At 53.1% G+C, this 13,074-nt stretch carries 16 protein-coding genes and 1 riboswitch; of the genes, 5 read left to right on the top strand and 11 right to left on the bottom strand.

Annotated features, from left to right (window positions below):
• Positions 1–6: 6 nt before the first annotated feature.
• The 7 genes from thiE to EJP77_RS07745 form a co-directional block, all read right to left on the bottom strand.
• Positions 7–690, bottom strand: a complete 684-nt coding sequence (gene thiE, locus EJP77_RS07775) for a thiamine phosphate synthase (RefSeq protein WP_127198649.1) — start codon at positions 688–690, stop codon at positions 7–9.
• Positions 677–1,501, bottom strand: coding sequence for a bifunctional hydroxymethylpyrimidine kinase/phosphomethylpyrimidine kinase (thiD, locus tag EJP77_RS07770; protein WP_127198648.1), 825 nt, complete (start codon positions 1,499–1,501; stop codon positions 677–679). The genes thiE and thiD overlap by 14 nt, the downstream gene beginning before the upstream one ends.
• A 159-nt stretch (positions 1,502–1,660) precedes the next feature.
• Complete coding sequence (gene thiM, locus EJP77_RS07765) at positions 1,661–2,455, bottom strand: hydroxyethylthiazole kinase (RefSeq protein WP_127198647.1); 795 nt, start codon at positions 2,453–2,455, stop codon at positions 1,661–1,663.
• Positions 2,456–2,515: 60 nt separating this feature from the next.
• A complete protein-coding gene (locus tag EJP77_RS07760) occupies positions 2,516–3,544 on the bottom strand; it encodes an ABC transporter substrate-binding protein (protein WP_127198646.1) in 1,029 nt (342 codons plus the stop codon).
• A 63-nt stretch (positions 3,545–3,607) separates the two neighbouring features.
• Entirely contained in the window at positions 3,608–4,426 is an 819-nt protein-coding gene (locus EJP77_RS07755) for an ABC transporter permease (protein WP_246021787.1), read from the bottom strand.
• Positions 4,423–5,202 (bottom strand): ABC transporter ATP-binding protein, encoded by a 780-nt coding sequence (locus EJP77_RS07750; protein ID WP_127198645.1) that lies wholly within the window; start codon positions 5,200–5,202, stop codon positions 4,423–4,425. Before EJP77_RS07750 ends, EJP77_RS07755 begins: the two co-directional genes overlap by 4 nt.
• 217 nt (positions 5,203–5,419) lie before the next feature.
• Positions 5,420–5,521, bottom strand: a riboswitch (TPP riboswitch).
• Positions 5,522–5,604: 83 nt separating this feature from the next.
• The gene (locus tag EJP77_RS07745) at positions 5,605–6,075 is read right to left on the bottom strand and encodes a ferritin family protein (RefSeq protein ID WP_127198644.1); all 471 of its coding nucleotides are present in this window, start codon (positions 6,073–6,075) and stop codon (positions 5,605–5,607) included.
• 139 nt (positions 6,076–6,214) lie between these two features.
• On the opposite strand from EJP77_RS07745, the gene EJP77_RS20980 reads away from it, so the two are divergent.
• Together EJP77_RS20980 and EJP77_RS07740 are read left to right on the top strand one after the other, a co-directional pair.
• Entirely contained in the window at positions 6,215–6,340 is a 126-nt protein-coding gene (locus EJP77_RS20980) for a hypothetical protein (protein WP_281278469.1), read from the top strand.
• A gap of 18 nt (positions 6,341–6,358) precedes the next feature.
• Complete coding sequence (locus EJP77_RS07740) at positions 6,359–6,679, top strand: hypothetical protein (RefSeq protein WP_127198643.1); 321 nt, start codon at positions 6,359–6,361, stop codon at positions 6,677–6,679.
• A 146-nt stretch (positions 6,680–6,825) separates the two neighbouring features.
• On the opposite strand, the gene EJP77_RS07735 is transcribed toward EJP77_RS07740, so the two are convergent.
• Positions 6,826–8,040, bottom strand: coding sequence for an MFS transporter (locus EJP77_RS07735; RefSeq protein WP_127198642.1), 1,215 nt, complete (start codon positions 8,038–8,040; stop codon positions 6,826–6,828).
• Positions 8,041–8,166: 126 nt separating this feature from the next.
• On the opposite strand from EJP77_RS07735, the gene EJP77_RS07730 reads away from it, so the two are divergent.
• A complete protein-coding gene (locus EJP77_RS07730) occupies positions 8,167–8,532 on the top strand; it encodes a winged helix-turn-helix transcriptional regulator (protein ID WP_127198641.1) in 366 nt (121 codons plus the stop codon).
• 67 nt (positions 8,533–8,599) lie between these two features.
• Here EJP77_RS07730 and EJP77_RS07725 read toward each other — a convergent pair whose 3' ends face one another.
• On the bottom strand, positions 8,600–8,782 hold the full coding sequence (locus EJP77_RS07725) for a DUF2524 domain-containing protein (protein WP_127198640.1): 183 nt from the start codon (positions 8,780–8,782) through the stop codon (positions 8,600–8,602).
• Positions 8,783–8,859: 77 nt separating this feature from the next.
• Entirely contained in the window at positions 8,860–9,279 is a 420-nt protein-coding gene (locus EJP77_RS07720) for a collagen-like protein (RefSeq protein WP_127198639.1), read from the bottom strand.
• A gap of 219 nt (positions 9,280–9,498) precedes the next feature.
• Here EJP77_RS07720 and EJP77_RS07715 point away from each other — a divergent pair, with 219 nt between their 5' ends.
• Both EJP77_RS07715 and EJP77_RS07710 read left to right on the top strand, forming a co-directional pair.
• Entirely contained in the window at positions 9,499–10,326 is an 828-nt protein-coding gene (locus tag EJP77_RS07715; RefSeq protein ID WP_127198638.1) for an undecaprenyl-diphosphate phosphatase, read from the top strand.
• Between the two features lie 166 nt (positions 10,327–10,492).
• Positions 10,493–12,181 carry a methyl-accepting chemotaxis protein gene (locus EJP77_RS07710; RefSeq protein WP_127198637.1) on the top strand — a complete coding sequence of 563 codons (1,689 nt, stop codon included), beginning with the start codon at positions 10,493–10,495 and terminating at the stop codon, positions 12,179–12,181.
• Between the two features lie 283 nt (positions 12,182–12,464).
• Here the strand turns inward: EJP77_RS07710 and EJP77_RS07705 are convergent, their stop codons facing one another.
• Positions 12,465–13,046 (bottom strand): NAD(P)H-dependent oxidoreductase, encoded by a 582-nt coding sequence (locus tag EJP77_RS07705; protein ID WP_127198636.1) that lies wholly within the window; start codon positions 13,044–13,046, stop codon positions 12,465–12,467.
• Positions 13,047–13,074: the final 28 nt, after the last annotated feature.

Raw genomic sequence — 13,074 nt, 5'->3', positions numbered from 1 at the left:
TCGTGCCTATTCCCGGTGGCGTAATCCTTCCTCCACCGTCTTCAAAAATCGCCTCGCCGTTTCGCTGATCTGATCTGCTTGTGCTATGGCGGAGATCAGCGAAATGCCGTCCGCCCCTGCGGCAATGACCGGCGCGGCATTGGAAAGCGTGATGCCTCCGATGCCGACCAAAGGGATATCTATACCTTGCAATCGCAGCTCCTCGATTAACCGCGTTCCGTTTACAGGCTGGGCATCCTCCTTCGAGGAGGTCGGGTAGACTGGGCCAACGCCCAGATAATCGGCGCCGTCTTCAATAGCCTGCTGCACTTCCTGCAGGGTATGGGCGGAGACGCCGATGATCTTGCCTGATCCCAGCCTGCGGCGGATCATGCTGGCAGGAGCATCATCCTGGCCTACATGAATGCCATCCGCGTCCAGCGCGATGGCCAGATCCAGGTCATCGTTCACGATAAAAGGTACGCCATGTGCCCGGCACAGCTGCATTAGGCTCTTAGCCAGTTCGAACTTCGCGCTTCCCGTCAGGGCGCCGTTCCCCTTTTCCCTGAATTGAAATAACGTAATTCCCCCGCCAAGAGCCTCTGTCAGCACTTCCGCCGGGTCAAGGCGGCAGTTCACACTGCCCATAATGAAATAGACCTCGAGCAGACTGCGTATAACCGATGAAGGAATCCGGTTAGGGTCTGACATCTCCCGCACCCCGCTTTCTTTGCTGATAGGCAAAATGATTGGTAGGCCCATGCCCCCCGCCGATATGCAGGCCGTCCTCAATGGCTGCCTGAATGAACAGCTTCGCGGTTCGGATTGCGTCGTAGGCCGAGTGTCCTTGCGCCAGCCCTGCCGCAACCGCAGCCGAGAAGGTGCAGCCTGTCCCGTGCGTATGCCGTGTAGGAATCCTCGGACTCTCCAGGTACATGAATTCATGCCCGTCGAAGAGAACATCCACCGCAGGCTCGGTCTCGGCGGCATGTCCACCTTTGATGACTACATAACGGGCGCCTGTCTGCACCAGCCTTCTTGCTGCTTCCTCCCGCTGCTGCAGAGTAGTAATCTTCATATCCGTGAGCAGCTCTGCCTCGGGAATATTGGGAGTAACCACCATGGCAAGCGGCAGCAGATAGTGAACTACCGTGCGCACGGCTTCCTGCTGTAGGAGAGGAGCCCCGCCCTTGGCAATCATCACCGGATCAACAACCAGATTGCGCCACTGGTACTGCTGCGCCTTATCCGCCACGATGCGGACAATCTCCGGGCTGAACAGCATGCCCGTCTTAACCGCATCCGGCCCTAAATCCTCGCCAACCGAATCGAGCTGGCGAGCAACAGCTTCTGCTTCAAGAGGATAGACCCCTTGCACACCGAGCGTGTTCTGTGCGGTTACCGCCGTAAGAGCGGACATTCCGTAGACACCCAGCTCCTGAAAAGTCTTGATATCCGCCTGGATACCAGCCCCGCCGCCGCTGTCGGAGCCGGCGATGGTCAATGCTTTCTTGATGGTCATACTCGGAAGACCTCCTTCTTGCTTATCTGATTTGGCTGGGCTGCTGCCAGCCTTTTTTTGGTGCTCTTGTACCTGCGCTAAGTGCTAATTGCTACAGCTAACAGCTAACCGTTATCTGTTAACTCGGTTCTAAAATCTGCTATCTGCGCACGCCGGTTGTTATCTGTGCCGGGCAATTCTGGAACGCTCCAGGAAGCGTTCCGGTGTAAGAACGGCAAGCTGGTTAAGGAACTCCGTCTGGAAGCTGCCAGGGCCTTTTCCTTCCGTCAATTCGTATGCAAGCTCGGCGGCTACGCCGTAGAAGGAGATGCCTTCGGCGACCGCCTCGGCCTTGGCCTCTCCCGCTACAGCAAGAAAGGCGCCAACCACGGCGCTGAGCAGGCAGCCCGTTCCCGTAACCTTGGTCAATATCGGATGACCATTGCTTACAATATAGGTGCTGTTCCCGTCAGCAATAACATCGTCTTTGCCGGTAATAATCGCGATAGAGCCCAGCTTGGTCGCGGCTTCTTCGGCAATGCTGACAACGTCGCCTTCGCCCTCCCCGGCATCTACGCCCTTGCTGCTCCAGGCGCGGCCCACCACGTTCGCGACCTCCGCCGCGTTGCCTCTTAGGGCCGCAAGCTTAATTTCGCGGGTAAGCCGCGCAGTTACCTCCGTGCGGAAAGCTGTGGCGCCAGCGCCAACCGGGTCAAGCACGACAGGCACGCCATGCCGGTTGGCTGATTTGCCTGCCAGGAGCATGGACTGAATGGCATATTCATTCAGTGTGCCGATATTCAGAACGACTGCAGCCGCCATCTGCGCCACATCTTCTACCTCTTCATGGGAGTCTGCCATGAATGGCGAGGCGCCGAGGGCCAGCAGCCCATTGGCCGAGAAGTTGGCCACGACAATATTCGTAATGTTGTGAATCAGGGGATTCTGCTCCCGTACTTTAGATAAATAAGTCATGATAATTCCTCCTTAGATTTAAATGCGAATGCGCGGACAGAACCGCCCGGGAGTCCCGGTCTACAGATTAACAAAGGCATCCTGGGCCTTCACGCCGGATTGCGGCTTAAGCAGTCCGTTATCGGTCAGCCATTTCTCCACCCGAGTCCAGGAGTCCGGGTCCTGATAACCGAAGGTCTTGTCTCCCGCATCCATAAGCGGCAGCAGAATGTCCAGACTCTTGCTCTCAATATCCGCATCCAGCGGGGAGGTGCTGTCTTCGTGCTTCATCAGGATGTTCAGGGCATCCTGCGGATGCTCGCTAACATAGCGCTGGCCTTCCGCCGCAGCTTTCATGAACCGCCGCAGCTCATCCTGCTTATTCGAGAGCCCGGATTCACTGGCTACCAGAACAAGTTCGTAGTAGTCTGGCACTCCATATTTGGTAGGGTCTATGGAAGTGACCGGATGCCCTTCCTTCTGAAGCAGAAGCTGTTCATGGTTAATGAAGCCGCCAATTAACCCGTTCACTTGTCCGGTGGACAGGGCTGGAATCAGGTCGAATCCGACGTCGACCAGCTTCACAGAATCCGGGTCCCCGCCATCCTGCTTGACCATGGTCTTGACCATGGCTTCATAGAGTGGAATGGAGGAGAAGCCCACGGTACGTCCAGCAAGGTCCTTGGGGCGTGTGATCCCGCTATCCGCGGCTACCATGAGATGATTCAGCGGATGTCTAACTACAGCTCCGATCGATTGGACAGGGATCTGCTCACCCCGGGCCATCAGGACCTGAGGCTGGTAGCTGAGGGCCAGATCAATCTTGCCGGCGGCCGTCAGCTTTAGCGCATCATTCGTGTCGGCGGGCATTTGAATATCAACATCCAAGCCTTCAGCGGCGAAATAGCCCTTTTCCTTGGCCGCGTACAAAAAGGAGTGAACCGCATTCGGGTACCAGTCCAGCATGATGCTAAGCTTTTGCAGCGGCTTTGCCTTGGGAGAGGCTGAGGAATTGGCCTCTTGCTGCCCGGCACCTGAATTGGAGCTGCATCCGCCAAGCACCCACATTAGGGAGAGCAGCAGAAGGGAGAATTTAATAGATTTAGACATGAAAAGTGACCTCTTTTCGTTATGGATATATGTAATGCGTTCATTTCTTTAGTTCATTCCATGTTAGATGTTCTTCCTACGGGCACGTCCTGTCATAGCAGCAAAGCCGCCCCGGCCGAGAACAGCCTTTTCGATTAAAGCCACCCCCAGAAACAGCGCCAAACCGAGCAGGGATAGCAGAAGTACGGCCGAGAACAGCGCATCACTTTGCAGATTTCCTGCCATTCGGCGGCTGTAATACCCAAGTCCGCTGCTTCCGCCGAGCCATTCTCCAATCGTGGCCCCGATGACACAGTAGACCACGGAGAGCTTAAGTCCGGAGAAGAAGGATGGAAGTGCAAGCGGAACCTGCAGCTTCAGCAGCAGTTGAAGCCGGCTTGCGCCCATCGTGCGCAGCAGATCGCTGTACGCTTGGCCTCCCGTTCGCAGTCCATCGTAGGTACCCACTACGATCGGGAAGAAGGCCGTAAGGATAACCACGGCGACCTTGCTCCAGATCGAATAGCCGAACCACATGATGAAGATGGGGGATAAGGCAATGAGCGGGAGAGTCTGGCTGATAATGACAAAAGGATACACGGCTCTCTCCACCGTGCGGGACATATGCATCCAGGTGCCGAGGCCGGTTCCCAGCAGGACAGACAGGGCGAACCCCAGCGCTGCCTCGGCCAGTGTGACCGGCAGGTGCGTGCCGAACAGCAGCCCCCGATTATGGATCAGGGCCATCATAATGGAACTTGGAGCCGGCACAATAAAAGCGGGAACAGTCCCGCTGCGGACAAGCCATTCCCACAGGGTCACAATCATGATGAGCAGCAGCAGGAAAGGCCCGTAGCTGCGCAGCAGCTTACGAAGGTGATGGATAAAGGCAGTCATCGTCATCGGAGATCAGCTCCGGTAAGCCGCTGCTCGAGTTCCATCCGAAGCTCAAGGAACCGAGGCGTGGCATGCACTCCAGCCTGACGGGGGCGCGGCAGATCGACGTTGATCTCCTCCAGAGCCCCGCCTCCGCGCGGCATGAGCAGAATCCGGTCACTCAGCAGGAGGGCTTCCTCCAGATCATGTGTGATGAACAGGACGGTCCGCTGCAGCTCCCCCCACAGACTTAGCAGCCAGTGTTGCATCTCCCGCTTGGTCAGCGCGTCGAGTGCGCCGAACGGCTCGTCGAGCAGCATCAGATCGCCGCCTGCGGCAAGCGTCCGAAGGAAGGCCGCCCGCTGGCGCATTCCCCCAGACAGCTCATGGGGATAGGCGTCTGCCCAGCGGCCGAGACCGAATCGCTCAAGCATGTCCGTGATGAAGGCAAGCTGCGCGGCTTGCTCCGCCCGGCTCTTCTTCAGCTTCCCTGGCACCGCCCCATGCTTCCCTGGCTCCAACCGGCCCTTCTTTAGTTCCCATGGAAGCAGGCAGTTGTCCCTTACGGTTCTCCAGGGCAGCAGCAGGTCCTGCTGCGGCATGTAGGAGATGGCCCCGAGACGCTTTGACACCTCACCGCCAGTCCAGCTGATGGCACCGCCTGTCGGCTCTAGCAGGCCGGCGATCAGCTTGAAGAGCGTGCTTTTGCCACACCCGCTTGGACCAATTAGGGATACAAATTCTCCATGGTGTACCTCCAGAGACAGTTGGTCAAGAATTGGCGGCCACTTGGATACGGACATGGAAGAATAGTCATATGAGTAAGACAAATGATCCAGAGATAAGATGGGTGTTATAAGGCAGACCTCCCGTATAAGGTGAGACAGATTAAGACAGGTTGAAGCCGTCCAAGATATCTACACCTGCGAAATTTGTTAAGAAGAAAACTCGAAAAGGCCCTCCATTCCCGCAAAGGGATGAAGGGCCTGACTTTGTTTAGTTCAAGGATCCAAACAACAATTCATAGGCGCTCCACTTCCCTACGCTGGTATGATCCAGATCAGGTTCCAAGGGTCCGAAGCGTTACTTCGTCTCAGCCGGCTGGCTCCCCTAGTGAAATTAAGACATATGATGTTTTCTTCTACAATTAACGCCTTAAATATACCACAATTCAGGAGAAGCTCAAATAGCCTGCTCCCGCACTCTTATTTGTTCTTGGCGTACAGCCAGTTGTAATAGGACGCATGTTTGAGTTCGTCGGTCATGATCTCGAATATCCAATCACGGTACTTAGGATCAATATTCAAATAGATCGTGCGGTATTTCTCAAAAGCTTTTAACTCCCCCATGAGCGCTTTCTCGATTCCCTCCAGATAAGTAGCGGGCAGTGCCTCTGCCGGTTCATTCTCCCCTGTCGGAGGAGCCATTCCCGTTAACTGGGTATACAGGGTCCGGAACATTTTCCGGTGCTTTCTCTCATCGTTGCGGATACTGATAATAACATCCTTCTCTTGCTGAGTAGGAGCCATTTTAATAAGGGCGTCATAGAACAACTCATCATTCCGTTCACCTTGAATCGACTCCCCGACAAGCTTGATTACAAGGTCGCTGTTGCGATAATAGGACACGGAGTGAAAAGCTGCAGGGTGAGGAATCACATAAGGTTGGTAATACATAATTAACTAACACCGCCTCATTCAATTTGTTGTATACGCCTGTGCTGTACATTATTCATCTCTGGGCGGAGAGGTGCACCTCTTGAAGAAGCTGTCATATGATGAAGCAGGATAGAAATGAAGATAGGGTGGTCCGGATATGGATGAAGAGAACAATAAGATATTAATTACGGCAATTGTGATGGCTGTTATTTTTGCAGCCTTCGCTATGGGGCTCGGTAAAGAGGAAGGTGGCGCGGACACAGGGAATACGATTATAGTGTAAATTTTGGGGGAGAGGCCCGTGAGGAATAGCGGCAACGGTGGTAACGGGAATAAGGGCAGCAGTGGCAGCGGCAATGGCAATGGAAGTAATGGTAATGGCAGCAATGGTAAAAAGAAGAATGCCCCCGCCAAGCTATCCCCCCAGCAGATCGCAGTGGTTGTCGGCTTGCTTACGAATGTGCTTGAGGTCAACTCCATCCTGCTGGACAAAGACCAAAATATTGAAATCGTACTGACAGGTTCCATCAGAAGGAAGACGAAGGCGGACCGGATAGCCGAAGAGCTCGGGGATGTTAGTGTGGCTGATCTGCTGGATGCCTTTGTTCGCAAAAATACCTGATCCGCCGAAATGGCGTGGTAGCAGGTATATGGGGAGGGAGTAGGTCAACTTGGGCTCTGGATATCCCCAAGCTTTGTGCACTAAATATGTACAAGACCCTCCGCAGGTGACATGCGGGAGGGTCTTTTTAGCCTGCCCTGATGAGGTCAGCAGTTAGGCTTGGGTACAGCTTGTACTGCAGGACGATCGCTGCGTTCCAGGGCGCGGCTCCAGCCTGTCAGCAGCACGGCGGCCAGCACCATCAGCGCCCCGACCCATGTCGTATGGATGAGCCCGAGCTTCTCGGTTACGATGCCGCCAAGATAAGCCCCAAGCGCAATGCCTGCGTTGAAAGCGGCAATATTGAGCGCGGAGGCAACATCTACTGCCTTCGGTACATACCGCTCGGCCAGCGTGAGAACGAAGATCTGCAGACCAGGCACATTCATGAACGCGAGGAGACCCATGAAGAGTACGGTAATCAGTCCCGCAGTCTTGAAGGGAGCGGTGAACATCAGAATGAACAGGATGAGCGCCTGGGCGGCGAACATGTAGAACAGGGCGGAGACCGGATTCCGGTTGGCTGCTTTCCCGCCGATGACGTTGCCTATGGCAATGGCGATGCCGTAGAGCAGGAGCAGGAAGGCTACCGTTCCTTCCTTGAAGCCGGTGATGTCATGCAGCAGTGGGGACAGATAAGTGAAGACCACAAATGTCCCGCCATAGCCGAGTGCGGTAATAGCGAAGGAGAGCAGCAGTCGTCCATTGGTGATCAGTCTAAGCTGCTCACTCACCGGCGTACGGTTCCCTTTGCGAAGTCCTGAAGGCACGAGGATCACATTGGCGATAAAGGCAATAATACCGACAACAGCAATGGCCATGAACGCAGCCCGCCAACCCAGCTGCTGGCCGATCCAGGTTCCCAGCGGCACCCCGGTAACGGTGGCAATGGTCAGCCCTGAGAACATGATGGAGATCGCGCTCGCCCTGCGGTTCTCGGGCACAAGATCAGCCGCGATCGTAGAGCCGATCGACATAAATACCCCGTGGGCAAGCGCAGAGATCACGCGCGCGGTAAGGAGCAGGGCGATGCTGCCTGAGAAAGCGGCCAGGCTGTTGCCTACAATAAAGACAAGCATAATCCACATCAGCAGCGTCTTGCGTGGAACTCCCGAGGTCAAAGAGGTCAATACAGGGGCTCCGAAGGTAACCCCAAGGGCGTACAGGGTAACGGTCAGTCCGGCAAGGGGGACCGTGATATGCAGGTTACCTGCGATTAGAGGCAGCAGGCCTACGCTGATGAACTCCGTCGTTCCAATAGCAAAAGCACTAATGGCCAGCGCCAGAAGCGCGAACGTGCTTCTTTTTTTATCTAAAGACATTTCATCCACTCCTAGTATAGTCATTGCCAACCGGCAAATGTTATTATGTATGAACTGATTCAAAATGAATAGTACGTACTTGTAAGTTATATAGTCACCAAAAAGTAACTATTGGAGGAATAAAGGATGGAAGCCCGCAAGAAATATAATATATCGATTGAAGCGACCCTTGAGGTCATCGGAGGAAAATGGAAATGTGTGATCCTGTGCCACCTAACGCATGGCAAACGGCGGACAAGCGAGCTAAAGGCACTTATGCCGGGCATAACCCAGAAGATGCTGACCCAGCAGCTTAGGGAGCTGGTGGAGGATGGTATTGTGAATCGGATCAGCTATAACGAGGTTCCTCCGAGAGTGGAGTACGAACTCACAGAATATGGCTGGAGCCTGAAGGAGATTCTCGATTCACTCTGTTCCTGGGGAGAGAGACATATTATTAAGGAGTACGGGGATAAGTCCGCAATGCTGGAGGATAGTATTCTGAATAAATGAACCTGAAATAAGCCCTCTCTCCGCCATGTGGCGGGAGAGGGCTTAAGTGCTGAAGAAGCTCTACGGATCAATGATTAATGCCGCATTTGTTCATGATGAACGAAATCTGGTTCTCCAGCCGATTAATAGTCTCCTGGTGTTCCTGAGTCTGTGTCCCCTGTGCGCGCAGCGAAGCAAGCTCCTGCTTAAGCTGATGCAGATCATCTCCCGCACTGGCACAGTTATAGCTGCTTTCAAGATTGTCAATCATGCCAAATCCTCCATTCAGGCCTTAAGTCTACATCCCTATTATGGAGAATTTCGCTGCACTTATTCGTGCCCTGATCATCAGTAGCATGTAAATGAACTGATTCTTCTCAGATCAACTCCGTAATAGTTCCAGCGTCCCCCGAAAAATCTATAGCCCGATACGGAGGTGCGTCCGACAAAGACCGGATAGAACCAGTATTGGTCCCCATTCGTCTGCCAAATGTAAGTGAAGCGGAACAAACAGCGGACGATGGAGCCGGGGTCAACGGCATAAGCTGACACCTGCTGTTGAGGGACAAAAGACGGTGGAGGGGATGAGGGTGGCTGCGGTGCTCCCCCGGGACCTTGCGGTCCGGGCGGCATGCCGGGTCCGCCGGTTCCTGGGAATCCTGGCGTGAACGACCCCGGAGGTCCAAATGGACCTTGGGACCCGAATGGTCCTTGTGATCCTTGCGGGTTCTGCGGGTTAAACGGTCCTGGCGGTGGGTTAAATCCCATAGTGATTTCACTCCTTCTAGGTAGTGGGCTAATGTAATGTATGTAGAAGGAGTGAATTAGGGCTGGGCTAATACCCAGGTAGGAGCAAGTTTATTAATTGTTGCATTTACATTATGAAGAAATTGCAACCTTTCGGGTCCCTATAAATGGTATAAGTTTGAAAGGAAGCCTTCTGAGCAGGTACACTGTTTGTAACTATGATTAGGAGTGTGAAATAGCTTGAATTTGTGGGAAGCATTTGTGGCCCTGATTCTGGGGCTTGTTGAGGGGATAACTGAGTTTGCACCGGTATCCTCTACAGGTCATATGATTATTGTGGATGATTTCCTGTTCCAGACGAACAAAATGTTCACCCCCGAGGTAGCCGTGACGTTCAAGATTGTTATTCAGCTTGGTTCCATCCTAGCGGTTGTTGTGCTTATGCGGGACCGGTTCCTGAATTTGCTGGGTCTGAAGAAAATTCCGGGTCAGACGACCACGGGGCAGCGTCTGAATCTTGGACAAGTTATCGTGGCCCTAATTCCTGCGGGAGTCCTGTATCTGTTATTGGATGATCTGGTCGATACTTATTTGTTCTCCACTCAGACCGTGGTCATCGGACTTGTGCTTGGAGCGATTCTGATGATTGTTGCTGACCGGTTCGGGCCTCGTGAGCCGAAGACTGTGTCTGTGGATCAAATTACATACAAGCAGGCTTTTATCGTAGGTCTGATCCAGTGTCTATCCATGTGGCCTGGATTCTCACGCTCCGGCTCCACGATCTCGGGAGGTGTCCTGCTCGGAATGAAGCACCGGACTGCGGCCGACTTTACCTTCATTATGGCTGTTCCGATCATGGCAGGAGTGAGCTTCTTCTCCTTGCTTAAGAATTGGGACTCTATCACGCCTGAGGTCATTCCCTTTTTCATCGTAGGCTTCATCAGTGCTTTCGTCTTCGCACTGATCTCCATCCGGTTCTTCCTGAAGCTGATCAATCGGATTAAGCTGGTTCCTTTTGCGCTGTATCGTATTGTGCTTGCCGCACTTATATATTTCGTATTCTTATAAGCCTCTGTTCTTCTTGCGTTTCTTGGGTAGGGATATGCCGGACTTCTTATGCCTAGATGAGGTGTTTTATATGCTAAATCGATAGCTTTGAATCCGTTTTCACTATTGTTTTTTCTTTCCAATTTAATTACTATTAGAGGAACATCATCTAGGAGGACAACAAGATATGAAATTGACGCTAGGACAGAAGTTGGTTGCAAGCTTTTTGAGTATTGCCGTACTGCTGGGCATTATAAGTTATATCTCTTATACCCAGCTGCAAAGGGTGGATGAGACCTATTCGGATCTGGTAGACCGGCGGGCTGTGATTCTAGCAAATACCAAGGATATGCAGAATTCTGCTTCGCGGGAAATTAGTAATTTAAGAGCGCTGCTGCTGCAGGAGGAAGGGGCTGCAGATGCTCTGACCTCAGCCTATAAAGAGCTTAAGGATAATATCAAAGAAACTGGAAGCCTTGTAACGATTGCAGCAAATAAAGATCGGCTGAAGCACATGGATTCCTTGAATGAACAGTTTAAGATTAACGCGGATCAGTCAGCCGCAATGATGAAGACAGGTCAGTTGGATCAGGCTAAGCAATTCGCAGCAGAGAAAGTTTTACCTATTGCTAGGGATTTGCGGGAAATAGCCGATCAGATCGTTAAGAGTCAGGAACAACTTATGAGCCAGGGAAGCAAAGACACGACGGCGCTTGTTGACTCGGTGAAGACTACGCTTGTTATCGTCAGCCTTATTTCGATCCTGCTAGCGGCCATCATTGGGATTATCATTTCCAGATTGATCTCAAGATCCGTGAAGGCGCTAGCTCAGGGCGCAGAGAAAATCGCCGAAGGGTACCTGGATCAGGAAGATATTGCCGTGAAGAGCCGTGATGAGATCGGCGATCTGGCCCGGTCTTTTAACCAGATGAAGCTCAATCTGCGGAATGTAATCTCCCAGGTGGGATTCAACACCGAGCAGGTAGCGGCAACTGCGGAAGAACTAGCCGCTAATGCGGAGCAGACCGGCCGGGCTACCGAACAGATCACGATATCGATGCAGGAAGCTGCTACCGGATCTGAGAAGCAGGTAAGCAGCGCACATGAAGCCACACAGGCTGTAGGCGAGATCTCCAAAGGCATGGATCAGGCCGAATCCTCCATTCGCGCAGTCACCGGGCTGACCGACCTTGCTAATGAGAAGGCAGGACAGGGAAATGCGGTCGTCACCGAGACGATCCGGCAGATGAGCCTGGTCCAGCAATCCGTCAAGACCTCGGCTGAAGTAGTCAACTCTTTGGGTGAGAAATCAAACGAGATCGGCCAGATCGTGAAGTTAATTACGGAAATTGCTGGTCAGACGAACCTGCTGGCCCTAAATGCTTCCATTGAGGCAGCACGAGCAGGAGAGCAGGGTAGAGGATTCGCGGTGGTTGCCGGTGAAGTCCGCAAACTCGCAGAGCAGACGACGGATGCCGCTGCACAGATCCGGGATCTTATCTTGGAGGTACAGAATGAGGCGGAGAGAGCTGTGGTGTCCATGAATGAAGGGACCGAGATTTTCCAGGAGGGAATTAAGCAGGTGGACCGTACAGGAGAGGTGTTCACGGATATCCTAAGTTCTATCCAGCAGGTAACCTCCGAGACACGTGATGTATCGGCCGTTATTGAGCAGGCAAATGCAAGTGCCCGCATGATGGTGGAGATTATGGAGAATATTGCGCTGATCGCAGAGCAGTCTTCTGCGAATACCCAGAATGTAGCCGCATCAGCGGAGGAGCAGAATGCTTCGATGGAAGAAGTGGCTTCCTCAGCTGAAGCGTTAAGCAAGATGTCACAGGAGCTGCAAGCCTTGGTCAGCCGATTTAAAGTATAAAAGTAGGAATGCAACTAGGTAGGAGGGGCGATTAATCGCCCCTATATAACAAGGCCTTCTGTTCCACGTAAGTGGATAGGAGGCCTTGTTTGCATACTCAGCCGCATTAGTACGACGGTTCGCAACTCATGTATGTCCGTGCTCTGTTCCATGAATTGAATCGCATCTATGGGATCTAGCCGTTGTTGCGGTTAGTTGTGCGGTGAATTCAGGATGTATCGGCTGAACAGTGCTTACAGCTCTTGCAGCTCCTGATTCTAGGATTCTGGGTCAGTCGTACATTTTATGCTAATTTGGAGCCTAGCTGTAGAGTTTGATCAAGCCACTGCTGCCGCCGTTCTGCGGTGGAGGTCTTGATGGGTCCGAATTCTGTGATTCGGACAGGCGCTACTCCGCAGAATCCGAGAATGCTGCGTTTCATGATATGGTGTCCAGCCTGCTTCGCCACCCACTTGTAATACCAGTGCGGCGAATCCATCGTGACCAGGAGATGGGCGGTCTTTCCCTTTAGAAGCTTCTTGGGGAGAGGGGATCCCGGCACGTTCTGGTAAGCGAAGTCCGGCAGAAACGTGCGGTCAATGAAGCCCTTCATGAGGGCCGGCATCGTGCCCCACCAGGTCGGATAGACAAAGACCAGATGATCAGCCCAACTGATCGCCTTCTGTGCCGCCAGTAGATCCTCCTCAAGCTCCATCCGTTTCGAGTAACCGTACATAAGGTTGGGATTGAAATTTAGCCTGCCAAGCTCAATGCAGCGAATCTCGGCTCCGCTGGAATGGGCCCCTTTCTTATAGGCTTCGGCCAATGCGCAGCAATAGCTTTCCTGGTCCGGATGTCCGATGATGATTGCGATCTTTTTTGCCATGTTAATTCCCCCTTTGGGTCCCTTGGTT

The organism is Paenibacillus zeisoli, assembly GCF_003994465.1.
GTDB classification, from domain to species: Bacteria; Bacillota; Bacilli; order Paenibacillales; family Paenibacillaceae; genus Fontibacillus; species Fontibacillus zeisoli.
Note: the sequence above shows the minus strand (reverse complement) of the source record. Positions and strands in the feature narration are given on the sequence as shown.